The following is a 25,785-nucleotide window of genomic DNA, read 5'->3' on the forward strand; positions in this document are numbered from 1 at the left end:
GACTCACGGCTTCGAGGCGAGCTGATCGATCGTCCGGACGGCATCGTCGAGGGACGTTGCGGGGTCCCCATGGCCGAAGATCACCGACTTCGAGTACGCGTCCCGGAAGGTCTGCCAGATGGTGATCGAGTTCGGCACGTTCGGCACGTCAATTGTCCGTGCGGCCTGGTCGGCGAACACTCTGTAGTCAGGGTTCTTCGCGAAGTGCGGCGGGTACGCGGTCGCGACATCCTTGCGCAGCGGCATCTGACCGGTCGCGGCCAGGAACTTGCCGTCCTGCCCCAGGCCGGTCGCGAACTTCAGCACATCCCACGCCGTACCACGGTTCTTGCACGCGGAGTACATCGCGACGTTCTTCGCATCGCTGAAGGTGTGGATCTCGTTCGCCGGCTTGCCCGACGACGTCGGCACCGGTACGACGCCCCAGTCGACCTTGCCCTTGTACGTCGCGATCGCCCACGGACCCACGACCGCCATCGCGGCCGTCCCGTCGACGAACGCGTCACCGGTGTACTTCTCCTGCGAGGCGAGCTTGTCGGCGTACATCGTCCGCCAGAACCCGGCGACCTTCTTGCCCTCGTCGGAGGCGAACGTCGACTTGCCGTCGGCGACCAGCTGCTTGCCGCCGGTCTCGGCCGCGTAGAGCGGGTAGAAGTCGAACCAGGACTGGAAGAACTCGTTGCTCGGCGCCGGGTAGATCGCGAACTTCGCGGCCTTCGAGCTGACCACCTTGCGCGAGGTCGCGAGGAACTCGTCGTACGTCTTCAGCGGCGGGTTGGTGGTGTCGATACCCGCCTTCGCGAACGCCTTCTTGTTGTAGAAGATCATCACCGGGTTCGACTTCCAGGGCAGCTGGTAGTACTTGCCGTCGGCCGACTTGTACTGCTGCGCGACGTCCCCGGACCGGTCCTCGATGTAGGACTTGCCGTCGCTGAAGCTGTCGAGCGGCACCAGACCGCCCTGCTTCTGGAACTGCGAGACCGAGGCCGGCGAGGTGTTGAAGATCAGGCAGGGAGCGTTGCCGGCCGTGATCGCGGCGCCGATGACCTCCTCGGAACTCTTCCCGGTCGGGATCTCCTGCGCGGTGACCTTCTGATCCGCATGCAAGGAGTTCCAGACCGCGACCATCTGCTTGCCCCAGGCCACTTCCTCGGCGTTGTTCGAGAACCAGATCGTGATCGGCCCACGGGCCTGGGCCGCTGCGCCAGTGCCGCCACCGTTCCCGCAGGCGACGGCACCTCCTGCCAGAGCAAGAGCTAGCGCAGCCGCCGTGATCTTGCGTTTCATAACTCCTCCAATCGATCAGTGCTGGGATGCAGGTGGACCGCCAGATCGTCAGTGCTGGTGATGCATCCGATCCACGCGGAGGATGCTGGCGCTGAGCAAGCGAGGCTCGCATGCCTGGGAGCAGTGGGCGCACAGGTACAAGTCGCAGTGCTCGCCAGTTCGCTCGCTGATCTGCCGGAACACCCATTTCGACTGGGCCTGTGTACCGGGTCCGCAGCGGGCGCAGGTTTCCTTGGGATCGAACGTGAGGTCTGTTGTGCTCTGCGGCGGGCTCTGGCCGGCCGGCATGAGGGCGGGCCAGGGGAAGTGTGCTGCGGTTGTCATGGCAACTGCCCTTCTATCCGTTGATCGGCGTTCTCAGTAGCCGGGTGCGATGGCGGTCTGGGTGGCGGCGCCGGCCGGGCCGGCGCTCGCCAGGGGCACACCGGCCGGGGAGACGACGGTCCATACGCCGCCGTTGAGATTGATGCCCTGACCGTTGGTCTGGCCCGGGGTGGAGTCGCCGACGAAGGTGTACAGGGGGTGTCCGGCGACGGTCAGTTGACGGTGGCCGTCGTCACGGGTGGTCGAGCCGACCTTGCCGCTCACGCCGGGTGAGGACGTCGGCAGCGAGTCGGGTGCCGGTACGTAGGGCCAGGTGACCGCACAGGCTGCGTCGCACGTCGACAGGTTGTTCTTGTCGTTGGCGAACTGATAGATGGTGCGGCCTTCGCCGTCAACGAGGATGCTGCCGAGTGCAGTGGTTTGCGCACTGACCGGATCGCCGGTCACCGGCGGGACCGGCACCGGCGCAGATCCGGATGGACTGCCGCAGTTGGCCGCGACAAACATCAAGGCGGCGGCGGTTGACGCCGCCGCGAACTGGTGGCGCCGGTGGTGGATCGTGCCTGACTTCCGATCGGTGAACACTTGTCGCTCCTACCGTGAGCTGATCGTCAGCTGATGTACTGACAGCCCCAGGCTCGCGGCGATAGGCACCCGTCGGCGCCGGTAGGTCCCCGGGTCCGATCCCCGGTCTGCCTGACCTGGGCGCGAACGGACGAGGCGGAAGGGCTGCACGCGGCACGGCAGAGTAGGGTCTGCGCTCCATGCCGATCGCCTCGGGAGCTTGCCAAACCGGTGGGCGCACTCCCTACCATCGACCATGGGTCCGTCCAGCGGTCGCCCGCGGTCTGTGTTGCGTGGTCGACGCAGTGAGTGCGAGGTACTGGCCCGGCTGCTGGACGGGGTACCGACAGGGCAGAGCTCTGTGCTGGTGCTGCGCGGTGAGGCTGGCTGCGGTAAGTCGGCTCTGCTCGACTTCATGCTCGAGCACGCGGCGGGCTTCCGCGTCGCGCGAGTCGTGGGCGTCGAGTCGGAGATGGAGCTCGCCTATGCCGGCCTTCACCAGCTCTGTGCGCCGATGCTCGACCGGATCGAGAAGTTGCCACCCCCACAACGCGATGCGCTGCGGGTCGCATTCGGGCTGCAGGACGGCGCCGCACCTGATGGTTTCCTCATTGGTCTTGCCGTCCTGACCCTATTGGCGAGTGCGGCTGAGGAGCAGCCGCTCGCTTGCGTGATCGATGACGCGCAGTGGCTCGATCGAGCCTCCGTGCAATCTCTGGCCTTCGTTGCACGACGACTGATGGTCGATCCGGTGGCCTTGATATTCGCCGTGCGGGAGCCCAGCGACGAGCTGACCGGCTTGCCGGAGCTCAAGGTTCAGGGCCTCGGCGAGCGCGACTCCCACCTGGTCCTGGCCTCGGCGATTCGTGGACCGCTCGACGTACAAGTGCGCGACCGCATCGTCGCGGAAACGCGGGGCAACCCGTTGGCGCTGTTGCAGCTGCCGCTCGTGCTGACGCCGACAGAGCTGGCGGGCGGATTCGGCCTGCCCAACACGGCGGCTGTGGCGAGCCGCGTCCAACAGAGTTTTTATCGACAGTTCCAATCGCTTCCGGACGATACGCAACAGCTTCTGCTCACCGCTGCCGCTGAGCCCATCGGCGACATCACGCTCCTACGCCGCGCAGCCGAATTACAGGGAATCGGAGGCGACGCTGCAGCGCCTGCCGTGGCTGCAGGACTGGTCGAGCTCGGCGCCCGGGTCCGGTTCCGCCATCCGCTGGTCCGCTCGGCGGTCTACCAGTCGGTGTCCGCGGGCGACCGGCAGGCGGCACACCGTGCGCTGGCAGAAGCAACCGATCTGGTGCTCGATCCCGACCGGCGCGCCTGGCATCTCGCCCGTGCGGCGTCAGGGCCGGATGAGGCAGTGGCCGACGAGCTGGAGCGTTCGGCCGAGCGGGCGCGCGCCCGCGGCGGCGCGGTCGCGGCGGCCGCGTTCCTGGAACGCGCGACCGAGCTGACGCCCGATCGCGCGCGCCGTGCAACGCGTGCACTCGCCGCCGCTCAGGCCAAGCTCCTGGCCGGCGCGCCGGACTCGGCGCACGCGCTGCTTGCGGCGGCCGAGCTGGCGCCGCTCGACGGCATCCGGCGGGCCGGGCTGGAGCGGCTGCGCGCACAGCTGTCGTTCTTGCTCAGACGCGGCAACGAAGCTCCATCGCTACTGCTCAACGCCGCCGTACACCTCAAGGCGCTGGACACACGGTCGGCGCGTGAGACTTACCTCGAAGCGCTCGGAGCGGCGATCTTCGCCGGCCGCCTCAGCAAGAGCGGTGGCAGCGTGGCCGACACCGCCGCAGCGGCCCGCACGGCGCCCCGGGCCCCGCAGCCGGCACGTGCGATCGATCTACTCCTCGATGGTCTCGTGACAAGGTTCACCGAAGGCTACGCAGCGGGGGTCCAGCCGCTCCAGCGGGCGCTGCGCGCGTTGTCCGAGGAGGAGGGCCGCAGTCAGGACGACACCCGCTGGCTCTGGCTGGGATGCCGAATCGCCCCGGATCTGTGGGATGACGAGTCGTGGCATGAGCTGACTACCCAGCAGCTTCGGCACGCGCGGGATGCGGGCTGGCTGACCGCCCTCCCGATCGCGCTCACCTATCGTGCCGGCGTTGACATACATGCCGGCGAGTTCGCCTCCGCAGCAGAGCTCATCGATGAGGCCGCCGTGATCACCGAGGCAACCGGCAGCCCCCCGTTGATGTACAGCTCGCTGGTGCTCTCCGCATGGCGGGGTCAGGAAGCCCAGGCCACGACGCTGATCAGGACCAGCATCGAGGATGCAACAGCCAGGGGTGAAGGAAGGGCGATCGCCTTGGCGGACTACGCCACAGCCGTGCTCTACAACGGTCTCAGCCGCTACCAGGACGCGCTCGCTGCCGCGCAACGGGTCTGTGAACACGATGACCTGGGTCTCTTCGGCTGGGGTCTGGCCGAGCTGGTGGAGGCGGCTGCGCGCAGCGATCGACCGGACATCGGCGCTACCGCCCTGCGGCGACTCGAGGAACGAACCCGCGCCGCCGGGACGGAGTGGGCGCTCGGAATCGAGGCCCGCTCCCGCGCGACGCTGAGCGACGGCGACGCCGCCGACGCCCTCTACCAAGAGGCGATCGAACGCCTCGCCCAGACCCGGATAACCGTCCACCTCGCCCGTGCTCAACTCCTGTACGGCGAGTGGTTGCGTCGCGGGAACCGTCGGGTGGAAGCCCGCCGGCAGCTTTACCTGGCCCACGACACGTTCAGCCGCGCCGGGGCCGCGGGATTTGCCGAGCGTGCCCGGCGCGAGCTGCTCGCCACTGGCGAGACACTTCGAAGGCGGACGGTCGAGCCGCACGAGGAGCTGACCGCACAGGAGGCGCAGATCGCCCGGCTGGCCCGCGACGATCTCACAAATCCCGAGATCGGCGCCCGGTTGTTCATCAGCCCTCGCACTGTCGAATGGCACCTTGGCAAGGTGTTCGCCAAACTCGACATCACCTCCCGCAAACAACTGCGCAGACGACTCGGTTCAACGCAGTGACTGACATTTTATTGCCTCTCCCAGTCGGGTCGATGTTGTCGCATCACATCGGTGTCGGAGAGGCGGACGGCTGGTCCAGCGTGGCGTGGACCCGGATCTCGACATTTCCCTCCAAGGCTCGCGAGACTGGACAGCTACGTTCGGCCTCATGGGCTGCCCGCTCGAGCGATGCGGCATCGGCTTCAGGGGCTAGAGCACGGACGTCGAGCAGGCTCGAGACGATCGTTGGGTCGCCTGAGGTCTCCAGCGTGACGGTGGCGATGACCTGTAGGAACTCCGGAGGCGTCCCGTGTCCCGCAAGTACAGAGCCCAGCGCCATGGCGAAGCAACCTGCGTGCGCCGCCGCGATGAGCTCCTCAGGGCTGGTCTTGCCTGCCGGCTCACCGAAACGCGATGCCAGCGTGACCGGCAGGTCCCGGATCGCGCCGCTTCCTCCCGAGGTGACCCCGGAACCCCTGGCGATGCTTCCTGTCCAGTCAACCTGCGCCGTTCGCTGTACTGCTGTCATCTGGGACGCTCCTTCAATCATCGATGCGGACGGGACCCGCGGCTGCGGATTTGCCTGACACAACTGTCATGCCGCGCAGAGCCCCATCGCGCCCGGGAGACCCCGGGCCATATCCCCGGGCCAGATCCCCGGGCGTGGCCGGGTACACCGACCTGGATTCTCGTCAGATGCTGATCTCTCCGCGTGTGATCAAGGCGCGTGGTCCTCCTCGGACACCATCGTTAACCCACGCCGAGCAGGGCTTACGGCGACTTCAGCCGTTCTGGTCTCGTGGTTCTAACTCACTTGCAGGCCTAGCGCTTCATACAGCGCTCGCATCTCGCTCGCGTCGGCCTGGTCGAGCGCCGCCGTCATGTCGCCCGGCTCCTGCACCATCTTCCGGATGTCCTGGGCCGATACCGACTCCGGCACCTTCAGAGCGGTACGACTTCGGTCCGCCGCCACGAGACACGCGAGGCCGTCTCGTCGGGTCGTACGAGGTCAACCGGTGGGTGAGGTGAGACGGTCTCTTCTATGACCTCGCATCTCCTTCCCGTCTTCGGCGATGGCGAGCTCGTTGAGCTCGACGCCGACCTCACCCGGGCCGCGGTCACCGCGCTCGCGGTCACCGCCGTCGATCCCGGTGGCGTGCCTCGCGCGAAGTTCGTGCCGCGCGAGAAGATCGCGGAGACGCACCGGTCCGGGCTGGGGGCGGCACCGAGCTGGCATGTCTTCTGCATCGACAACGGCATCGCATTCACGCCTGAGCTGGGCGTGCTCGGTGACCAGCGGCTGCGTCCCGACCTGCGCGCGCTACGCGTGCTCGGCGGCGGGCTGGCCTGGGCCCCGGCGGAGTTCCATGAACAGTCCGGCTCGCCTTCGCCGCTGTGCACACGCGGGCGGCTACGGGAAACGGTGGACGAGTTGGGGTCACTCGACGTGACCGCTACCGTCGGCTGCGAGGTCGAGTTCGTACTCACCGCCGCCGACGGCGCGGCGCTGACCGAACGCCCGTGGAACTGCTACGGCCTGACCGCAGTGCTGGACCGGGAGGACTTCCTCCTGCGACTGCTCGACGACTGCCGAACCGCCGGGCTCGACGTCGAGCAGTGCCATGCCGAGTACGGCGACGACCAGTACGAAATCTCCTTCTCCCCAACCGATCCGGTCGCCGCGGCCGACATGGTGGTACTGGCACGCATCGTGATCGGCCGCGCGGCGCGCCGCGCAGGGCTTGCCGTGTCGTTCTCGCCGGTGCCGTTCGCGGGTGGCAGCGGCAACGGGGCCCACATCCATGTCTCGCTCGATCGCGACGGTACGCCGATGCTGTCCGGAGGGCCCGGACCGCACGGGCTGACCGTGGAGGGCGAGTCGGCGATCGGCGGCATCCTCGCCGGGCTGCCCGGCGTGGTTGGCGTGCTCGCCGGGTCCGTGCTGTCGGGTCAGCGGCTGCTTCCCGGGCACTGGTCGGGCGCGTTTGCCTGCTGGGGACTGGAGAACCGCGAGGCCGCGGTGCGTCTGTGCGCGGTCGAGGCAGGCAGCCCCAACATCGAGGTCAAATGTGTCGACCCGTCCGCCAACCCCTACCTCGCGACCGCGGTCGTGCTCGGATTGATCGTGGACGGACTGCGGCGCAGGACCCCGCTGCCGGCCGAGGCCACCACTCATCCGGCCGACGCGCAGCACCGGACACTGCCTACCGACCAGACCGCGGCGCTGGACGCGCTCCGGCAGTCGGCCCAGGCCGAACACATACTCGGCGCTGGCCTGCTGTCCGCGCTGCTGGCCGTACGGCGGCACGAGGTGACCGCCTTCGAAGGACAGGATCCGTCCGCAGTGGCCGACCGGTTGCGGTTCGCGTGGTCGGCATGAGCGATCAAGGAGCGATCCCGGACGCCACGGCAGCCCTGCCGGTTATGCGGGCTGGTGAAAGCGTCGCCGAGCTCGCCGCCGTGTTGCCGCTGATCGACCACCACTGCCACGGCGTACAGACCGGCACTGCGACCGATGCGGAGGTGGAGCTGCTTGCCACCGAATCGGACTGGCCTGCCCCACCCGGCACGTCGGTGTTCGACAACCCGTTCGGGATCACGGTGCGCTCGGTGTGCGCGCCGTTGCTCGACCTGCCGCGGCATTGCACCGCGGAGGAATATCTTCGGCGCCGCGGCGAGCTGGGCGGCACGGAGGTCAGCGCGCGGTTACTGGCTTCGAGCGGAACCGAGCGGTACCTGCTCGACACCGGTTTTCGGGCTTCGACCATCACGACACCGGACGAGATGGCGACGCTGACCGGCGCGGCTACCGAGGAGATCGTGCGCCTGGAAGCGCTCGCCGAGTCGATCGCGCCGGACTGTACTGCCGCCGGCTTCGCCAGTGCGTTCGACGACGCCCTCGAGGCGGCCGCCGCAAATGCCGTTGGCGTCAAGTCGATCATCGCCTACCGGCACGGTCTCGACTTCGACCCGGCCGCACCGGAACCTGCTCAGGTAACCGCGGCAGCGGGCCGCTGGCTGACGGCAATCGAGGCAGGCTCACCGACGCGTCTCGCGGACCCAGTGCTGCTGCGGCACTTGTTGTGGCGCGCGGTGGAACTCCGTCAACCGATCCAATTGCACGTCGGCTACGGCGACCCGGACATCGTGCTGCACCGCTGCGATCCGTCCCACCTCACCGGGTTCGCGCACGCGACACGTACGACGGGCGCTCGGCTGATGCTGCTGCACTGCTACCCGTACATCCGTCAGGCCGGGATTCTCGCGCAGCTCTTCCCGCACGTTTGGCTGGACACCAGTTCCGCCGTCAGCCATACCGGCCCGTCCAGCCAGACGCTGGTGCGGGAGTCGCTGGAGATCGCGCCGATGCACAAGGTGCTCTACGCCTCGGACGCGTTCGGTCTGCCCGAGCTGTACGCGTGCGGATCGTGGCTCTGGCGCCGGGCCGTCGGCCGGGTGGTCGACGAGTGGCTGGCCGACGATCTGATCGGCGCGGCCGACGCGCGTCGCTACGTCGAAATGCTGGGGCGCGGCAACGCCGTTCGCGCATACGGTCTGGAGTAGACAGTGATCGAGGAAGCACTCGCCGCACGGATACCGGCGGCGGTCGAGCCGCGACACCAACTGCACGCCTGTCCCGCGGCAAACCCCAGCCTCACAACGGCCGCACTCGCTCTGTGGCTGGCCGACCATCTCGCCGGCACCTGAACCACCCTCGAGGACGCCGGAAAGCGCTACGTGTCAGTCGTCCATGCGGAGATACTCAGTCTGGCCCACCTGTTCAAGGTTGTTCAGGAGCAAGTTGCTCGCCGTCATGGCCACTGCACCGCCGACGGCGCCCAGGGTGGCGACGACGACCTGGTCGACCTCGTCGACCTCCTGCAATGAGGCGTACGCGCCGAGCACAGCGCCGAGCATCGCCGCCTTCGGTCCGAGCGGGCCTGGCGTGTGCGGCGTCTGCTGGACGATGTCGGCGATGGCGAACGCCAGCGGGCTCGCGCTCGCACGCTCCATGATCCTGGCCGCCTGCGCGCTCACGTCAGAGTCCTCGAATGCCAGGCGGCCGAGTTCGCCGAGCTCCTTGAGGTCCTCTTGTGTGACGCCGACGACGGTGAGGCGAAGCAGGTGATAGCGGAGCCGACGCTGCATGACGTCTTCCAGGGCCATGTCAGCCGTGAAGCGAACCTGGCTGCCCGCCAGGTGAGCGATGTCATCCCTTGGAGCCATTGTGGTTCCCCCTTCGCTGGGCGGTCAGAACCAGTTGAACTCGATCGGCAGCGGATAACCTGGATCCCCGCGATCGGCTGCCCAGTCGTAGCTTGCGTAGTTCGCTCCCTTGAACAGATAGACCTTTCCCTCATAGATGCCCTGGCCGTTGATTGCAGCCTGGATGCCAGAGGTGAATGCCGGTGGCAGGCCCGGCCACATAGCCGCGATCGACTTCGGATAGCCGGGGTCGGTCTGGTCGGTCGCCCAGTCGTACCGCACGTACTGGTCGCCCTTGAAGAAGTAGGCCTTACCCGCGAATGGTCCCTTGCCGGTGACGGCAGAGTCGAGGCCGGTCGTGAACTCGGGCGGCAATCCCTTCCACTCGTTCGCGATCGACAGCGGATAGCCGGGGTCCGTCATGTCCTTGGCCCAGTCGTACCGGACGTACTGGTCGCCCCTGAATATGTACAACTTTCCGGCGAATGCGTTCTGGCCGTTCAGCGCGGCGTCAAACCCACGCGGAAAGCCCCAACCGTCCGGGAGGTCGCGCCAGAGAGGGACAATGTGCAGCGGGTATCCAGCGTCCGGCAGGTCATCGGCGAAGTCGTAGCGCAGGTAGCGGAAGCCGTAGAAGAAGTACCCCTTGCCCTTGAAAGGTCCTTCGCCCTCGACAGCCGCGTCGAAGTTGCTGAAGACATTCCGCTCGCGCGTCCGATAGAGCGAGCGAATCCCAGCGATGTCGTCGTCGGTCAGCGTCCGGCGGCCCCCACCGTAGAAGGCAAACATCACGGCATTGGCCACTGCCGAATGGTCGAGGCCGAGCGTGTGGCCGGCCTCGTGGAGAGCGACAGTGTCGAGGTCGATTCCCGTCGGCGGCAGATCACGCGTCCACGTCTCGTCGTCGTCGAAGTGCAGGTCCCCGTCAATCGCGCTGCCGGCTCCGGACGGTGGAGGAAAGCCATGTGCCAGTACGTTCCCCGGCCCGTCGAACGCGTTGTTGGTTCCGTCGCCGTGATCACCGGTCGCAAAGCTAACCTCGATGTCCGCGCCGGAAGACACGCGGTGGGCAGCGATCTGCGCGACGAGGCACCAGCTTCGATACGCGTACTGCAGCGCGTTCACTACGCTGGCGTCGGAAAGATCGGCCGTGCCGCTGTTCAAGTGATAGCCCGGACGGAGGTTCTGCCACTTCGTCCCCAAGGCGGCGAACTCGGCCGGCCCGCCGTGGCGCTCGGGTGGTTTGTCGGGGACACCGCATCGGGGCCGACGCATCAGGGCGACCGTCTCCGGGTTCAAGTCGCCCGTCACCGGAAGACCATAGAAACGCTGAAACTCAGTGACAGCGGCCTCGGTGCCTTCGTCGAAACGACCAGGCTCCACCTCCGGCAACTCGTCGTGATCTGCCACGACCCGCTCCTGGCTCGGTAGCCGGAGCCAGCCGAATCGACCTAGGTACGCGTGCAGCGCACTCACGACCGGCGTCGTTGCTCCACGCCGGAGATTGACAGCATCCACCGAGAAGAGCCCATCTTCGCTCATGAGAAATCCCCCGTCCCCGTTGACAGAATTTGACGCTCGCAGCCCTGTGTCGAGGACACCTGGCTCTGCGGGTCGGCGGTCTGCATCAGCCGCACGACCCGCTTGGACGGACATCGCCGCCATGGTCCGAGTAGCTCGTGGTCAGGCGATACCGACTGCGGCGAAGGCCGCATCCACCGCCGCGATCTTGCGATCGCGGTCCTCCGGCGGCAGTTGGCGGAACAGGCTTCGTGCGCTGGAGACCGTGAAGCGCCGGCTGTCGGCAAACTGGGAAGTACGCGACAGCCGCTGCGTCAACGCGAGATAGAGCACCGCAGCCACCTCCTCCGGGTCAAGAACCAGATTGCCGGCATTGTCTTCCGCGGTGAACATGTTGAAGGCAGCCTTGTTGTGGATTCCGCTGTTGACGTGTACGCCGCCCCAATCGCCTTTCCTCGTGTCGGGCAGGACCTTGAAATCCCTCATGTGATCTGGCTGCCCGAAGCGAGGCGGATCCGACAGATCACGGAACGGCCTGTCCCCAGGGAGAAGTTTCTCGCCCAGTTCCCAGTCCCACCTCCGCGGATCGGCCTTGCCGAGGTTCGAGACATAGACGCCATAGATGTCGGACATCGACTCGTTCAGCGCCCCCGGCTGGAAGGCGTACTCCAGTCGGGCTGTGTGGTCGGTGATGCCGTGGAACATCTCGTGGGCAACCACGTCGACGTTGGCCGACAGCGACCGGAGCCCGTCGGCCCGCAGCACCTGGCCGTACACCATCTGCTCGCCGTTCCAGAACGCGTTGACCCACTGCTGGGGACCGGGGCTGTCTTCCTCGACCACACAGTTGATGGTCGACCTCATGCTCCCGCCGCTGCCGTCGATGTTGTCCCGACGCAGCACCGTGCGGAGGAACTCCGACACTGCAATCGCGTTCACATGGGCGCTCACACCGGCCGGCGTCCACTCCGGGGGATCGCTGATCAAGCTGCCTGGCAAGACGTCGACCGTTGGGTCCTGGAACGTGAAGTCGTAGGTCTCGACCTTGTGATCCGGGTCGACCATCACCAGCACACCGCCACCAGGCGACGCGAGGAACGTCTGCTTGACGCCGAAGGTGTCGACTGCCGTCTGCTCCACCGGCGCCATACTCGGCGTCCGCGGCAGCATCGTGACGACCTCACCGCTGTGTGCGTCCACCACATAGTCGACAAAGTGCGGCGGCTCCAGTGCACTGTCACGATCCTGCGATGCCTCAACACTCCGATCCAACCGCACCGGCACGTCCTCGAGGATGTAGACGAGCCGCCAACGGGCGTTCTTCACGTCGTAGTAGTAGTTCAACCGCGGGACGACGCTGGTCAGCGTGGGCCGATATCCGTCCCGCACATCGGCAGCAGCGTCCAAGGCAGCGGCCGGCGACACGCTCGCCACCGGGTTGAGGTGTTGTGGTTCGCCGAGCGCAGCGTCGATGCCGATCAGACTGTTCGTATCGTCGAGCTCGACCGTCACGAGCGATCCGTAGATCGGGATGTCGTCCAGCACCTGCCGAAACTTCACAGTCCGGGTTCCGGTGAGTGGGACCGTCTCGGTGCCGATGATCCTGAATTGGCGGTCCCGGTTGCGCGACGGGGCCGTGAACGCCGGGACATCAGCACTGGCGACAGCCTGGTCCAGGAAACGACGCGCCGCGGTCTCCGGATCGACCTCGCTTGCGGTTTCGGCGCCCTCCGGACGCAAACCGGGCCGCACGGACCGTTCTTGTTCCAGTTCTTCGATCACTCCGGACCAGGACTCGTCCGAACTGTGCAACGAGACGGAATTCAGTCCGTTGCCGACGTCAGTTGGCATTGCGGGCATGGCGGTCTTTCCTTCCGGTCAGCTCTGTCGGATGTACGGCGAAATCCGCCGCAACCATATGGAGGGCGTGCAGCGGATGTGGCGACACCAAAAAGCCGACGGAGGCCGCCGTACGTCGTTCCTGTGCGTCCTCACCGACAAACACGCACTTGGAGGCAGGTAACGCCGCACGATCACGGGCGCGCTCGAACATCTCCGGCTGTGTTTTGTCCACGCCCTCGATGGAGCTGAAGAGGCACAATTCTGTGTCGACGAGAGCAAGCAAACCGGCGGCGCCCAGCACGTTCTTCATCGTGACTGCGGTTTCGTTGCCCGTGTTCGAAATGAGACCCACCGCGGCCGGGGGCGCGACGTCTCCGGCCCGCAGCCTGGTCAACACCTCAGACACGAACGGATAGACATCGAGGCGAGACAGACGCGTCCCGTCCATCACCGCGCTCGCCAACGTGTCCCCGATATCGAAGAAAACCGCCAGCTTCTGACTCATCAGCCCTCCCCCGAGCTGCCGCAAGCGAAGCCGCACCAGATCAAAGGCCGGACGAGGTCCTCCCGTGACACCTCGAGCGCCGGCAGCACGCCTCTCCTGCGGCCGACGGCACTCCCCCTGGCTCCAACCGAGCCGAATGATCCCCCGCGACACGAACGTCGATTTGAGCGTCCCACTCACCCAGAAAACAAGCAAGACCGCAGGTAAAATACAGCAAATCGATTGACCGGCGGAGGTAATTCACCTGCGCCACTGAGCAGAACAGACCTTGCCAACAGAACCCCGTTCACGCCTGGCACCATTGAGGCGGTCTCCTCAATACGAGGAACGAAAGTCGCCGACGGACGGGGTGCATGTCTCTCGATTTCGCGCGCACTCGTGAAGCGTCACTGAGCCGCTGGGGGTCAACCATGTGCAACCTTGACGCTGGTTGGCGCTCAGAGGAGTGTGGAAATCTGACGTGCGGCCGCTGGACCTGGGGCGGGTGCGGCCGGCGCATTCATTGGGGGGTGGACGAGGTGCGTCCAGAGAAGGTGGAAATCAAGGTCACGCTGGCCGACGCGCATGATCCGGCAGCCGCGGCACGGCACGTCGAGAAGGCGATCGAACGCCTCGAGCTTCAGGGCGGTGATCCCTGGACGGTGGTGTTCTGTGAGGACATCACCGATGCCGCCGCGTCTACAGCGTTGCTCGACATCGGCGTCGTACTCCGGGTGCGCGGGAAGACCGCGACGGCCGGCGACTCGACGATCAAGCTCCGGCCCAGTCGCTGGTCCCAACTCGATCCGGAGTACTTCGAGAACGTCGATGCCGACGGAGACAACGTCGAGGACCTGAAGATCGAGGCGGACTGGGCGGGCGAGAAGCGGTCGCTTGCGGCGTCGATGACCGTGAAGTGGTCGGACTCGCGGCTGGCCACTGCGTCGGCCGATGGCCGGCCGGTCACCGAGCTGTTCAGCAAGAAGCAACTCGACTTCCTCGCGACCTGCAGCGTAGGCCGGGTCAACCTTGCGGCGGTCAGCATGCTGCCACCGATCACCGCCACCCGGTTCGAGGAGTTCACCATCGACGGCCTGACATCAAAGGTGCGAGGCGAACGCTGGCGGGTCGACGGACTGGACTTCCTGGAGCTGTCGATCGTCGCCAAGCCGAAGGCCGCCGTTGCCGCGCAGGCCGCGCTGACTGCCTTCATGCAGCAGAAGCAATTGCCGGTCGACGACAGCCAGGTCAGCAAGACCCGACGGGTCCTCGAGCACTTGATCGCCAAGTCCACGATCTGACCTGGACGCGAACTACCGAGACCGCACGTACCAGCTTCGCGGTAGTGAGGCAGAAATCCTGCCCACGTTGGCCGTTCGGGCACGACTGCGCAACTTTCATCGGCTCCGCTGCATCAAGCTGGGTGACGATCTGCTGCTGGCATGGAGCTCGCAACCTGGGGGTCAGGTCACGAGAGGTTGCGACATGCGAGGTAAGCAAGGGATTGTCCGCCGAGGCTCGGTCGTACTACTGAGTGCGGCCGCACTGTTGGCCGTCGGCTTGTTCCCCGGAACCGCGGACGCTGTCACGACGACCACCGGCGATGCAAGCGCCGGCAAGTGCACGATGGATCTGGGGTCGGTCACGGCTGGAGGTGATCACAGGTCACAGCGCATTACTGCCAACTCGCCACCGACGAGAACGAACGATCGTGTTGTGGCGCCCGGCCTGTTCCGCGATCAGGTACGGCTCAGCGGTTCGATGTTCACCTCACCGACTCCCGGCGGGGTTTATGTCGCGGGCCATGTGATCATCGGCGGGACCCTGACCTACAGCGGCTACACGCTCGCGAACGGCCGAGAACTCGACCCGGACTCGATCGGCCGCGAGGTCGACCCCGGCGCATACCGTGACATCGTCGCATTCGAGGAGTCCCGCTATCGGGAGGGAACCTCCGCGCGCACGAAGCTTTACGGGCTGAACGGCGACGGCGTGCTCTTCAGATGGACCTCCACCAGCGGGGGTTGGAGCGTCACCGGCACGTCACCGGGCTTCGCGTCGGTGAAGGCGATGACGTTGATCAGCAAGACCCGGACCTACGACACGTTCCTCGCGAACACCCGGGGCGGCGCGCTCTACACGGTTCACATCCCGACGACGTCGCCGATGAAGCCAGTCGTCAAACCGGTACGCACCCGTACCTGGCAGGGCTTCGAATTCCTGATCGCACAGAAGTGTGGCAACCAGGGCACCCTGCTGCTCGGCATCGACAAGGACACCCAATCGGCCTACCTGTACGCCGTCGGACACGCGAACGGCACTGCGACGGTCATCCAGGGCCTCGGCAAGGTCTCCGGCACGTTCAACGACCCGGCGTACTTCCGCTGGGCGACCGCAACCAACGACCCGCTCGTGGGCGAGTAGGAGCGTGACCCGCCACCGGCTCTCTTCAACCGGTGGTGGGTCAGGCGTCCGAGTCGGCGTTCGGGGAATTGCTTGGGGGCGTGGAGAGAGTCAGGTGGGTTCTGATTTGGTATCGGTCGCCGCGGTAGGCGGCGCGGGTGAACTCGAATCTGCGGCCGTGCTGGTCGCGGGTGATTCGTTCCAGGAGCAGGATCGGAGCCTCCAGAGCGAGGCCGAGCAGGGCGGACTCGGTGGCGTCGGCTGCTGCTGCGCCGTGGGTCTGTTCGGCGTCGGTCGGGATCACGCCGTAGCGTTCTTCGAGCAACGCGTAGAACGAGTTCTGCTCGATCACCCGCACGTCGAACTCGGGGACGATCTCCTGCAGTACGTGGATGGTCTCCAGACAGATCGGGTCGCCGTTGACGAAGCGTTGCCTGGCGATCCGCAGTACGGCGGTATTCGGTGTGACCCGGAGTCTGCTGCCGATCAACGTGCCGGCTTGGATCGTGCCGTGGCTGAGAACCCTGCTGGTCCAGGTTCCGGGTGCGGTCGGATAGGTCGCTCCGTGGGTGCCGCTGATCTGTTGAGCGACCTTGGGGCTACCGACGAACATGCCGCGGCCGTGCTCGCGAACCAGCCAGCCATCGCGAACCAAGTCGTCGACCACGGCTCGGAGGGTGGGTCGGGAGATCTCGAGCTCGGCGGACAGCTGGCGCTCGGAGGGTATCGGCTGACCGACCACTCGCGACTCGACCAGCCCGAGCAGGTGCTCGCGCGCCCGATCTCGTTTCCGCAGGCTCCCTACCACGAGGACCCATCCTTAGTTATGCCGGAGGGTCCGTATGCTACGCCGCTCGCGGCAGAGCTCAGTGTTCCGGCGGCTGATAGTTCTTGCAGCTCCCGGTGTCGCTCAGGGAGTCCTGGTAGGTGGTGTCATGCTTGCGGTACTTCTCCACGCGGGCGTCGGCCTGTGCGGGCGAGACGGTCTCGTTCTTGGCGTAGTAGGCCCAATCGACCTGCTCGCGGTACTCACTTGTTGCCGTGCCCTGGTGCCCGTCCAGATCGATGAACCACAGGTTCCAGTTCATGCTCATGTCCTGACGGGGCAGGATGGTGTTGCCGTCCTGGTCGACGGTGTGATCGGCCGTGAGCTTGCCGTCGATGTAGTATCTCGCGTGGCCGTTGCCTACCTGGGTGACATAGGTGTGCCAGCCGTCGAGCGACTTCTCCTGCCGGCTCTCGGCGGTCCGCGCGTCCCACGGGTCCTCTCGGAAGGTGTGCCAGCTCGTCTGGAAGTTGATGGGGCCGGTCTCGCCCCAACCTCCGTTCGGCAGGTACTCGGTGAAGTCGAGCTCGCTGTAGATCGGGTCGTAGTCGAACTTCGTCGGGCCGATGGCGAACGCGGTCTCGTTGATGTGGTCGCCGTCCGTTCCGGTGGCCGGGCTGTCGGCGTACCGGACGCGGGTGGCATAGGTGCCGTTCCGCAGATTCATGGTGGTCCGGCGGAGCTCGGAGTTGGTCGTGCCGGCGACCGTGCCGTCCGTCGTTGCCCGGAGCTGGGCGACCTTCCGGCCGCCGGTGGTGACGAAGGAGACGTTGCTCGCCGGCCAGGCGGTGCCCGGCACGCCTGGGCCACCCATTTCACTGCGCGCATTCCAGCCGTGATCGGCGAGCGCAGGGTCGGTGGCCGAGGCGTACTGGAAGTCGTCGAACAGTACGCCGCACTTGCCTGACCCATGGCCGGCCTGATCGGTCGAACCGACGGCAGCAGAGGCGCCGCTCACCATCGAGGCGATCGTCGCGGCGGTGGCGAGGAAGATGGTCGTTCGCTGACGTGACATGGCTCTTCGGATCTCCTTCGCGGCAAGGATGGGCGGAAGCCCGCGTCTGGTCGAGCATGAATGCCACCGGAGTGAACTGCAAGAGTTCCGGCGAACTTTTCGAACGGACTCAGCATAAGAGACTATTCGGTGCGAGATCGCTGCCTGCGCACTGGTCAATACCACCATTGATGGCAGCGGTTTATACCCGCCGAGATGGTATTTACCACTCGCGCAGTGGCGGGGTCAGCGGAGAGGGACCTGGAGTTGTTTTGGTTCGAAGAATTCCAGGAAGCCTTCTTCGCCGGCTTCCCGGCCGATCCCGCTCTGGCGGTAGCCGCCGAAGGGGGCGTCGGGGCGCAGACCGCCGTTGCCGCCGTTGACGTTGACTGTTCCGGAGCGGATTCTCCGGGCGACCTTGACGGCCTCCGGCGGCGGTCCCCAGACGTTGGCGCTCAGGCCGTAGCGAGAATCGTTGGCCATGGCAACGGCCGAGTCGAGGTCGTCGTACGGGATCACCACACCGACCGGGCCGAACAGCTCGTCGCGGGCGATCTCGGAATCGTTGGTCACCCCACCGATCACGGTCGGGTTCAGGAAGAAGCCGTGCTCCTGCGCAGGGCGTCCGCCGCCGGCCTCGAGCACACCGCCGGCGGCCAGCGCGCGGTCGACGTAGCCCTCGACGCGCTCGCGGTGCTCGGCGGAGATCAGAGGGCCGACCACCGTGCGCGGATCCGAGGGGTCACCCACCACCACACTCGGCAGGAAATCCCTCGTCGCTTGGACGAATTCCTCGTAATCGGCGCGAGGCACGAAGGTCCGGGTCGTCGCTCCGCAGGTCTGACCGGCGTTGCGCAGGAATCGGAGCGCCGAAGGACCGGCCACGGCGTCGATATCCACTCCGGGCAGGACGATGTTCGGGCTCTTGCCACCGAGTTCGAGCACCAACCGCTTGAAGGTTCCCGCTGCCTGCCGCATCACCTGACGCCCGACGGCGTTGGACCCGGTGAACGTCACCATGTCGACGTCCTCGCTCTCGGTCAGCGCCTGGCCGACGGGCGCCTCGCCGATGAGGAAGGAGAACGCTCCCTCGGGAAGATCGGCCTCGCAGACCAACCGGGCCCAGGCCAGCGACGTCAACGCGGCACGAGGGGATGGCAAGAGGATCGCGGCGCACCCGGCGGCGAGAGCGCCGCCGACCTTCCACGCCGCCGTCACCAGCGGGGCGTTGTACGGCGTGAGCGCGGCCACGACTCCGATGGGCTCGCGGACCAGGATGCTTGTGGACACATCGCCCCGCAACGGCAAGCCCTGTTCGTATCCACCCCGCGGCCCGCGGGCGGCGGCGTCGGCGTACCAGGCCAGGTGCTCGAGCATCGGCTCCACCTGGAGCATCGTGCTCAACGTGATCGGCGATCCCGTCTCCGCGGTCACGATGTCCGCGAGCAGGAGGCGGTCCCGGTCCAGAACGTCGACGACTCGATGCAGGAGACGGCTGCGGTCAGTGGCGCTGAGGCGGGCCCAGGCGCCCTCGGTCGTCGCACGCCGGGCGGCGGCAACTGCCTCCCGGACCTGGCCGGCGCTCGCGGTGGGGATGGCCGCGAGGGTCTTCTCCGTGTACGGGTCGATCGCGGTGATGGGGGCACCCTCCCCCACCGACCACTTCCCCGCCACCAGAACCTCCGGACCGCCGCTCATGCCTTGGCCATCCGCGGCGCCAGGATGCCTGCGCCATCCGCCGCAGCATCGAGGAGAGCGGTGACATCCTTCTCGCCGTACTCCGCGCAAGCGGCCTCGACGCAGGCCTGCGCACTGGCACCCGCCGTGACCGGTACGCCGAGCTCCGCGGCCAGATTCACCGCGATCGACAAGTCCTTGTTCGCCAGTCTGAGCGCGAAGCCCGGCTCCACGTCGCCGGCCAGCGCCTTCACCGGGTAGTACCCGGTCAGGAATCCGTTCACGGACAAGGTGCCGGACATGACCTCAACCATGCGGTCGACGGTCAGCCCCAGCCGGGCGCCCAGCACCAGAGCTTCCGCGGTCACCTGCGCTTGAACGTTGCCCTGGAAGTTGTTCACGATCTTCATCGCGATACCCGACCCTGGCGGACCGCAATGCACGATCGTGTCTCCCATTGCCTCGAGCAACGGCCGGACCAGCGCCAGGTCGGCATCGTGGGCGCCGACCATGAACAGGCTCTCGCCGCGCGCTGCGTGCAGGGCCGACCGTCCGACCGCGGCATCGACGAACCGCATCCCCCGGGCCTCGAGCAGATCCGCGAACCGCTTCGAGGCAGACGGGATGATCGTGCTCATCTCCAGATGCACCAAACCGGGCCTGCCGAGGCTCGCGATGCCATCCGGTCCGGTGACCACGCTCTCCACGTCCGGGGTGTCCGGAAGCATCGTGACCACGATGTCGGCACCGGACAGCAGATCGGCCGGCGAGGCCGCAATCGTCGTACCCAGGTCCCTGAAGGGCTCCATCCGCTCGGCGCGCGGGTCGAAGACCGTCAGCCGGAACCCGGCCTCGGCCAGGTTCAGCGCCATCGGTTGCCCCATGTTGCCCAGGCCGGCGAAACCGATCGCGGTTCCGTCCAAGTCGCTCATCACTACTCCTCTTCGCTCTGTCGGCTTCTCACGCTATGTCTCTTATTTTGGAAGCGCAACCGATTGACAGAACCGTGGACTGTGTTGTTCTCTGTGGCTGCCAGCCCTGACATCTGGTGTAACCAGGGAACGGAGAACTGAGATGACGACCAGCGACAGCGTGGACAGAGCAGTGAGCCGGCCGCCGGGAGACGCAGGCCGGACAGAGATCGGGACCGTGGTGCAACAGCTCGGCGGGAGACGCGCCGTGCTGTCGGCGATCCTTCCGTGCGCGATCGAGTTCTACGACTTCTACATCTTCGGTTTGCTGGCCCCGATTCTGGCCACCGCGTTCTTCCCCAAGCACGACAGTGTCGCGGGGCTGCTCTACGTGTTCACGCTGTTCGCCGTCGCGTTCGCGGCCCGGCCGATCGGCGCGATCGTGTTCGGTCACCTCGGGGACCGCTACGGCCGGCGCAACACGCTGGTGATGAGCGTCGTGGTCATGGTCGTGGCCACGGTCCTCATCGGCGCTGCACCGACGTACGCCGCTGTCGGCATCCTGGCCCCGATCTGGCTGACGGTGGCACGGCTGTTGCAGGGCATCGCGACGGGCGGTGAGATCGGCGGTCTGCTCACCTACCTGACGGAGATCGCTCCGCCCGGGAAACGTGGCCGCTACGGGTCCGTCCTGAACGTGGCCTCGGGCGCGGGGACTCTGCTCGGGGTCGGGACGGCCAAGCTGATCTCGCTGTTCAACGAACACCAGGTGGAGAGTTTCGGCTTCCGCATCCCGTTCCTGCTGTCGGTGCCACTGGCGCTCACCGTCTTCGTGCTGCGGTGGGGCGCACCGGAGAGTCCCGCCTTCGTCGGCCGGCAGCACACCCTGGTCAAGCAGCCGGTTCTGCTGGCGTTCCGGCACTACTGGCGGCAGATCCTGCTCGTGATCGGCGTCGTCTTCGCCCAGGTCATCGGCGGGTACGGACTGCTCATCTACCTGCCGACCTACTTGCAGAAGTACGCCGGCATGGCAGCCTCGACGACCTACTCCCTCGGCATCCTGCTCAGCGTCCTCTGGATCCTGTTCATGGTGCCGATGGGCGCCCTCTCGGACCGCGTCGGCCGGCGGCCTGTCCTGATCGTCGGCGGCGCCAGTCTCGCCGTGGTGATGTTCCCCGCGTTCGCCATGCTGGAGTCCGGCAGCGCGGTGCTCGGCGTACTTGCCTGCGTACTGATCATGCTCGCGCTGACCGCGGTCGTCGGGCCGACCAGCGCGGTCTTCGCCGAACAGTTCCCGATGCATGTCCGGTACAGCGCGTGCGGTGTCGGGTTCGCGCTGGCCTCATCGCTGTTCGGCGGTACGGCGCCGTTGCTCGGAACGTACCTGAGCTCCACGCTCGGCCGGCCCTGGCTGTTCATCCTCTACGTCGCGTTCGGCGGCCTCGTCACTCTCACCGTGGTCGCACTCGGCGTCCGGGAGACAGCGTTCGGCGATCTCGAGGACAGCCCGGCGTAGCCAGGCTCCATCTCCACCAGTCAGCATCCCCAGAGTCGAAGGACGGTTCATGCGGACCCCCAGCATCGCGATCATCGGCGCAGGCTTCTCCGGCATCGGAATGGCCGTCAAGCTCCGGAAGGAAGGCATCACGTCCTTCACGATCTACGAGCGGCTGCCCGACGCCGGCGGGTGCTGGCGGTCCAACGCATTTCCCGGCGCCGAGGTCGACACCGAATCCGACGTGTACCGGTACTCCTTCAAGCCCTACCCGTGGAGTCGCAGCCACGCCCGCCGCGAGGAGCTGCTGACGTACTTCGACGAGGTGATCGACGAGTACGGCCTGAGGGAACGCATCCGCTTCGGCGTCAGCATCGAGTCGATCGAATGGACCCGCGCCGACGGTTATCAACTCACCACCGGTTCGGGTTCGACGATCCGGGCCGACGTGGTGATCTCGGCGGTGGGTCTGTTCAGTGAGCCACAGATCCCGGCGTGGCCGGGACTCGACCGGTTCACCGGTGACGTCGTACACACCGCTGAATGGCGGGAGGAGCTCGACCTCAGCGAGAAGAAGGTTGCCGTCGTCGGCACCGGTTCGACGAGTGCGTCCCTGGTTCCGGCGATCGCCGGGCAGGTCGACCAGCTGTACGTGTTTCAACGGCAGCCCGGCTGGATCCTGCCCAAGCCCGTCACCCGGTTCGCGGACGACGAACGGTTGCGAAGAGCCCGGCCGTCGGCTGCGCAGTGGAACCGCCTCAAGGCGCTCTACCGCATCCGCCGCGCGATCAAGGGCGGCCGGGCCAAGAAGATCGGCACCGCGCAGAACCGGGCGGTACAGCGTGTTGCCGAGAACTTCCTCCGCAAGAGCTTCGCGGACCGTCCTGATCTGCTCGCCGCGCTGACCCCGGACTACCCGGTCTACGGCAAGCGCCTCGTCCGGTCCAGCGACTTCTATCCGGCGCTCAAGCGCCCGAACGTGACGCTCGTCCCCCGGGGCATCACCGAGGTCAGGGAATCCAGCGTGGTCGACGAAGCCGGCGCCGAGCACCAGGTGGACACCATCCTGCTGGCAACTGGTTTCAAGGCCGCGCAGTTCCTCTCCGGGATCCGCATCACCGGCCGCGATCGCACCGAACTCCAGGACTTCTGGCAAGCCGACGCGTCAGCGTTCCTGGGTCTGATGGTGCCCAAGTTCCCCAACTTCTTCATCCTCTACGGACCGAACACGAACGGCAGTGGGGCACATCTGTTCGTCCTCGAATGCCAGATGGCCTTCGTCGCCGGAGTTGTGAAGCGGATGGCCCGGACGCGGTCGACGGTTGCCGAGGTTCGGGCCGGCCATTTCCGTGCGTACGAGCAATGGCTCAGCAAGCAGTGGGAGGACTCGGCGCTGCTGTCGACGCACAACTACTTCCGTGGCGCGACCGGCAATGTCGTCACGAACTGGCCGCGCGGTTTCGGCCTCTACTACCTGCTCACCAGAATCGGCCGCGCACGATCGGTTCGGTTCTCCAGGACCGCCCCAACCCTTCAGCGCCTCACGCCAACCGCCGATTCGCGATCGACATCATCTGGTCGCTGACCGGGCAGCACCGCTCAAACCCGAGGGGCCGGATCCGAGTGGATCCGGCCCCTCGCTTCACATCACCCGCAGGACGGCGAGCTCCCCGCATTGTTGCCTTTCCTTCAGCAACTTCTTGTCCAGCTTCCCCACGCTCGTCCTGGGAAGGGCGTCGACCACCGACCAGTACTCCGGCACCTGCCATCGCGGCACCAGCGTCGCCAGGTGCTTCTTCAGCTCGTCCACCGACAGCTCCGTCGCCGGGACGATGCAGGCCAGCGGGCGCTCGCCCCACCTCTCGTCCGGCATCGGTACGACGGCAACCTCCGCGACCGCCGGATGGGCCAGGAGATGCGCCTCCAACGCCGACGAACTGATCCACTCGCCCCCGGACTTCACCACGTCCTTGGCGCGGTCCACGATCGCGAGGTAACCGTCCGGCGTGATGGTGCCGAGGTCACCGGTCCGCAACCAGCCGTCGTGGAACGAGTCACCCGTCGCATCCTGGTGATAGGCCCCGGTGATCCACGCACCGCGGTACTCGATCTCCCCTACGCTGATGCCGTCGCGCGGCTGAACACCGCCCGCGTCGTCCACCAGACGGGCTTCGACGCCGGCCAGGATCCGGCCGGCCGATCGGCGATAGGTCCAGTACGCCGCGTCGTCCGCGCTGATGCCGCCCTGCGGATGCGCCACCGTCACCACCGGCGACGTCTCGGTCATCCCCGATCCCTGGATCAGTTCGACCCCGAGCAGACGGCGCGACGCCCGCATCAACGACTCGGGCACGGCCGAGCCGCCGGCGAAGATCACTCGCAGCGACGGCATCCCAGCGGCCGGGTTCTCCTCGAGATAACCGAAGACATCCGACCAGATCGTGGGTACGGCGGCCGACACCGTCACGCGTCGCTCGCGGGCGAACGAGACCAAGGTCGCGGCGTCCGTCCGACGATCCGGAAGGGCCAGACCGGCACCGCTCAAGAAGCATGCGTGCGCCAATCCCCAGCCGTTGGCGTGGAACATCGGGACCACGCCGAGCACGACGTCCTGCGGACCGATTCCGAGTGCCGCGACGGTCGTGGTGGAGAGCGCATGCAGATAGACGGATCGGTGGCTGTACACCACACCCTTCGGCCGCCCCGTGGTCCCTGACGTGTAACACACCGCCGCAGCAGCATCCTCGTCGACCACCGGCCAGGCGACTTCCCCTGCGTGGGCAATCAGATCGTCGAAGGACAGCACCGTGCGGCCGTTGGCCGACAAGGCCTCATGCCCCGCCTGGTCGACCGTCCCGTTGACCACGACGAACTCGATCTCCGGAGTGTGCGGCAGCACCGGGACAAGCACCTCGACGAGGTCGGCGTCGACGATCACCACCGTGTCCTCGGCATGGCCGAAGATGTAGCTGACATCCTCCACCGCGAGCCGGAAGTTCACGGTGTGCAGGATCGCGCCCATCGCCGGTACGGCGAAGTAGGCGATCAGGTGCTCGAGGTTGTTCCACTGCACGGTCGCGACCCGGTCGCCCGGCCGTACGCCGATGGACCGCAGACCGGCGGCCAGCCGCCCGGCCAGGTCGGCGATCTCGTCGAAGCGACGCGTCCGGCTCGCCCCATGATCGTTGGCCACGGCAACGATCGACGAGCCGTGCACGGTGGCGCCGTGATTCAGGATCGCCGCGACCGTGAGCGGGTAGTTCTGCATGGTTGTGCGCATCAGAGCTTCCTAGCCTTGGTGATGGCGGACGCGCCGCCAGCGAAGTTCGGCGTACTGCGGGACTCCCTCGACGACGCGGACGCCGCTCGTCAGGGTCAGGGCCTCACGGTCATCGGAGAACTCGACCGAGCGGGACAGGGTGCGTGCCGTCCATCCGGGCAGGACACACACCTCCAGGTGATGGTGTACCTCCGACCGTGACTCGTCGACGGTGTAGGTCCCGCCGTACCCGAACACGTCGTTGAAGGCCCGGCGCACCTCGGCGTCCGTACCCGACCGGCCGACAGGCTCCTGCCGCTGCTCCTGGAAGGGCTCGCGCCCGTTGCGCATCAGGTGGCCGGACATATGGCCATCGGCCGAGTAGAGCAACAGGCCCAGTGCGTCGCCGCCGAGAGGATGGCCGATCGTTCCGTCGTCGCTCCGGGTCAGATACGACACCAACGACCAAGACCCCACCAGCGCCTCGGCCACCGTGCTCACTCCGCCACGTCCGCGAGCTCGATGAACATCGTGACGCGCTCGGCGTCCCCGATCTCCCGCGTGATGTGCCCGATGCCGTCGACGTCCTCGAGCAGGACGACGTCCCCCGGCCCGAACCTCCGCACCTCGCCCGAGCTCACCTCCACCTCGGCCGATCCGCGCAGATGTACTGCGAACTGCCGCCGGGGCGCTCGATGCGGTGTCTCCGGATGCGGTGTGACCACCCGCCGGAGCACGACCGAGCGCGCCTGGATCGGCTCGGAGTACTCCGACCGGCCGGCCGACACCGGCGACCGCCGCTCCTCACCGTCGACGGTGACGTCCTCGAAGCGTGAACCGCCCGCCTCGTCCGTGTAGATCCGGGTGTAGCGCATCCGCGTTCTCCTCGTCTGCTGAATGTTCCACATATCGACATGCCTTCTGTCATATGGAATCACTCCTCTTGACAACCAGTCAACGAAAGTGTTCCGTAGATCAGACTGTTGCCCATTTACCGAAA

The 25,785-nt window shown here is 66.7% G+C and carries 22 protein-coding genes; 7 read left to right on the plus strand and 15 right to left on the minus strand.

Going from position 1 to position 25,785, the window contains the following annotated elements:
• Positions 1-3 precede the first annotated feature (3 nt).
• Positions 4-1,287: an extracellular solute-binding protein gene (locus OHA18_RS37225; protein ID WP_329000067.1), complete on the minus strand. Its 1,284-nt coding sequence runs from the start codon at positions 1,285-1,287 to the stop codon at positions 4-6.
• Between the two features lie 357 nt (positions 1,288-1,644).
• Complete coding sequence (locus OHA18_RS37230) at positions 1,645-2,196, minus strand: COG4315 family predicted lipoprotein (protein WP_329000068.1); 552 nt, start codon at positions 2,194-2,196, stop codon at positions 1,645-1,647.
• Between the two features lie 235 nt (positions 2,197-2,431).
• Here OHA18_RS37230 and OHA18_RS37235 point away from each other — a divergent pair, with 235 nt between their 5' ends.
• Positions 2,432-5,188 (plus strand): helix-turn-helix transcriptional regulator, encoded by a 2,757-nt coding sequence (locus OHA18_RS37235; protein ID WP_329000069.1) that lies wholly within the window; start codon positions 2,432-2,434, stop codon positions 5,186-5,188.
• A gap of 43 nt (positions 5,189-5,231) precedes the next feature.
• Here the strand turns inward: OHA18_RS37235 and OHA18_RS37240 are convergent, their stop codons facing one another.
• Both OHA18_RS37240 and OHA18_RS37245 read right to left on the minus strand, forming a co-directional pair.
• Positions 5,232-5,696 (minus strand): OsmC family peroxiredoxin, encoded by a 465-nt coding sequence (locus OHA18_RS37240; RefSeq protein WP_329000070.1) that lies wholly within the window; start codon positions 5,694-5,696, stop codon positions 5,232-5,234.
• 276 nt (positions 5,697-5,972) lie between these two features.
• The gene (locus tag OHA18_RS37245) at positions 5,973-6,107 is read right to left on the minus strand and encodes a hypothetical protein (RefSeq protein ID WP_329000071.1); all 135 of its coding nucleotides are present in this window, start codon (positions 6,105-6,107) and stop codon (positions 5,973-5,975) included.
• A gap of 102 nt (positions 6,108-6,209) precedes the next feature.
• Here OHA18_RS37245 and OHA18_RS37250 point away from each other — a divergent pair, with 102 nt between their 5' ends.
• Together OHA18_RS37250 and OHA18_RS37255 are read left to right on the plus strand one after the other, a co-directional pair.
• Entirely contained in the window at positions 6,210-7,547 is a 1,338-nt protein-coding gene (locus tag OHA18_RS37250) for a glutamine synthetase family protein (protein ID WP_329000072.1), read from the plus strand.
• Entirely contained in the window at positions 7,544-8,731 is a 1,188-nt protein-coding gene (locus OHA18_RS37255) for an amidohydrolase family protein (protein ID WP_329000073.1), read from the plus strand. Before OHA18_RS37250 ends, OHA18_RS37255 begins: the two co-directional genes overlap by 4 nt.
• A 177-nt stretch (positions 8,732-8,908) precedes the next feature.
• Here the strand turns inward: OHA18_RS37255 and OHA18_RS37260 are convergent, their stop codons facing one another.
• From OHA18_RS37260 to OHA18_RS37275, 4 genes are all read right to left on the minus strand, one after another.
• The gene (locus tag OHA18_RS37260) at positions 8,909-9,334 is read right to left on the minus strand and encodes a hypothetical protein (protein ID WP_329000074.1); all 426 of its coding nucleotides are present in this window, start codon (positions 9,332-9,334) and stop codon (positions 8,909-8,911) included.
• Between the two features lie 84 nt (positions 9,335-9,418).
• Positions 9,419-10,915, minus strand: a complete 1,497-nt coding sequence (locus OHA18_RS37265; protein WP_329000075.1) for a matrixin family metalloprotease — start codon at positions 10,913-10,915, stop codon at positions 9,419-9,421.
• Between the two features lie 141 nt (positions 10,916-11,056).
• Positions 11,057-12,745, minus strand: coding sequence for a M4 family metallopeptidase (locus OHA18_RS37270; protein ID WP_329000076.1), 1,689 nt, complete (start codon positions 12,743-12,745; stop codon positions 11,057-11,059).
• The gene (locus OHA18_RS37275) at positions 12,735-13,241 is read right to left on the minus strand and encodes an HAD family hydrolase (protein WP_329000077.1); all 507 of its coding nucleotides are present in this window, start codon (positions 13,239-13,241) and stop codon (positions 12,735-12,737) included. Before OHA18_RS37275 ends, OHA18_RS37270 begins: the two co-directional genes overlap by 11 nt.
• A 518-nt stretch (positions 13,242-13,759) precedes the next feature.
• Between OHA18_RS37275 and OHA18_RS37280 the strand changes: the two genes are divergently transcribed.
• Complete coding sequence (locus OHA18_RS37280; protein ID WP_329000078.1) at positions 13,760-14,521, plus strand: hypothetical protein; 762 nt, start codon at positions 13,760-13,762, stop codon at positions 14,519-14,521.
• 415 nt (positions 14,522-14,936) lie between these two features.
• Complete coding sequence (locus OHA18_RS37285) at positions 14,937-15,644, plus strand: hypothetical protein (protein WP_329000079.1); 708 nt, start codon at positions 14,937-14,939, stop codon at positions 15,642-15,644.
• Positions 15,645-15,684: 40 nt separating this feature from the next.
• Here OHA18_RS37285 and OHA18_RS37290 read toward each other — a convergent pair whose 3' ends face one another.
• The 4 genes from OHA18_RS37290 to OHA18_RS37305 all read right to left on the minus strand — a co-directional run bounded on the left by OHA18_RS37290 (position 15,685) and on the right by OHA18_RS37305 (position 20,055).
• The gene (locus tag OHA18_RS37290) at positions 15,685-16,431 is read right to left on the minus strand and encodes a GntR family transcriptional regulator (protein ID WP_329000080.1); all 747 of its coding nucleotides are present in this window, start codon (positions 16,429-16,431) and stop codon (positions 15,685-15,687) included.
• A gap of 58 nt (positions 16,432-16,489) precedes the next feature.
• Positions 16,490-17,464 carry a glycoside hydrolase family 16 protein gene (locus tag OHA18_RS37295; RefSeq protein ID WP_329000081.1) on the minus strand — a complete coding sequence of 325 codons (975 nt, stop codon included), beginning with the start codon at positions 17,462-17,464 and terminating at the stop codon, positions 16,490-16,492.
• Between the two features lie 225 nt (positions 17,465-17,689).
• Positions 17,690-19,141 carry an aldehyde dehydrogenase family protein gene (locus tag OHA18_RS37300; RefSeq protein WP_329000082.1) on the minus strand — a complete coding sequence of 484 codons (1,452 nt, stop codon included), beginning with the start codon at positions 19,139-19,141 and terminating at the stop codon, positions 17,690-17,692.
• Positions 19,138-20,055 (minus strand): NAD(P)-dependent oxidoreductase, encoded by a 918-nt coding sequence (locus tag OHA18_RS37305; protein ID WP_329000083.1) that lies wholly within the window; start codon positions 20,053-20,055, stop codon positions 19,138-19,140. Before OHA18_RS37305 ends, OHA18_RS37300 begins: the two co-directional genes overlap by 4 nt.
• A gap of 139 nt (positions 20,056-20,194) precedes the next feature.
• On the opposite strand from OHA18_RS37305, the gene OHA18_RS37310 reads away from it, so the two are divergent.
• Both OHA18_RS37310 and OHA18_RS37315 read left to right on the plus strand, forming a co-directional pair.
• The gene (locus tag OHA18_RS37310) at positions 20,195-21,547 is read left to right on the plus strand and encodes an MFS transporter (RefSeq protein ID WP_329000084.1); all 1,353 of its coding nucleotides are present in this window, start codon (positions 20,195-20,197) and stop codon (positions 21,545-21,547) included.
• Between the two features lie 49 nt (positions 21,548-21,596).
• A complete protein-coding gene (locus OHA18_RS37315; RefSeq protein WP_329000085.1) occupies positions 21,597-23,111 on the plus strand; it encodes a flavin-containing monooxygenase in 1,515 nt (504 codons plus the stop codon).
• Positions 23,112-23,168: 57 nt separating this feature from the next.
• Here the strand turns inward: OHA18_RS37315 and OHA18_RS37320 are convergent, their stop codons facing one another.
• From OHA18_RS37320 to OHA18_RS37330, 3 genes are read right to left on the minus strand one after another with little or no spacing between them, the layout of a single operon-like run.
• Positions 23,169-24,806 carry a fatty acid--CoA ligase gene (locus OHA18_RS37320; RefSeq protein ID WP_329000086.1) on the minus strand — a complete coding sequence of 546 codons (1,638 nt, stop codon included), beginning with the start codon at positions 24,804-24,806 and terminating at the stop codon, positions 23,169-23,171.
• Positions 24,807-24,815: 9 nt separating this feature from the next.
• Positions 24,816-25,286, minus strand: a complete 471-nt coding sequence (locus OHA18_RS37325) for a lipocalin-like domain-containing protein (protein ID WP_329000087.1) — start codon at positions 25,284-25,286, stop codon at positions 24,816-24,818.
• Positions 25,283-25,660 (minus strand): hypothetical protein, encoded by a 378-nt coding sequence (locus tag OHA18_RS37330; protein ID WP_329000088.1) that lies wholly within the window; start codon positions 25,658-25,660, stop codon positions 25,283-25,285. The genes OHA18_RS37325 and OHA18_RS37330 overlap by 4 nt, the downstream gene beginning before the upstream one ends.
• Between the last annotated feature and the right edge of the window lie 125 nt (positions 25,661-25,785).

Origin of the sequence: Kribbella sp. NBC_00709 (genome assembly GCF_036226565.1) — a bacterium.
Lineage (GTDB): Bacteria > Actinomycetota > Actinomycetes > Propionibacteriales > Kribbellaceae > Kribbella.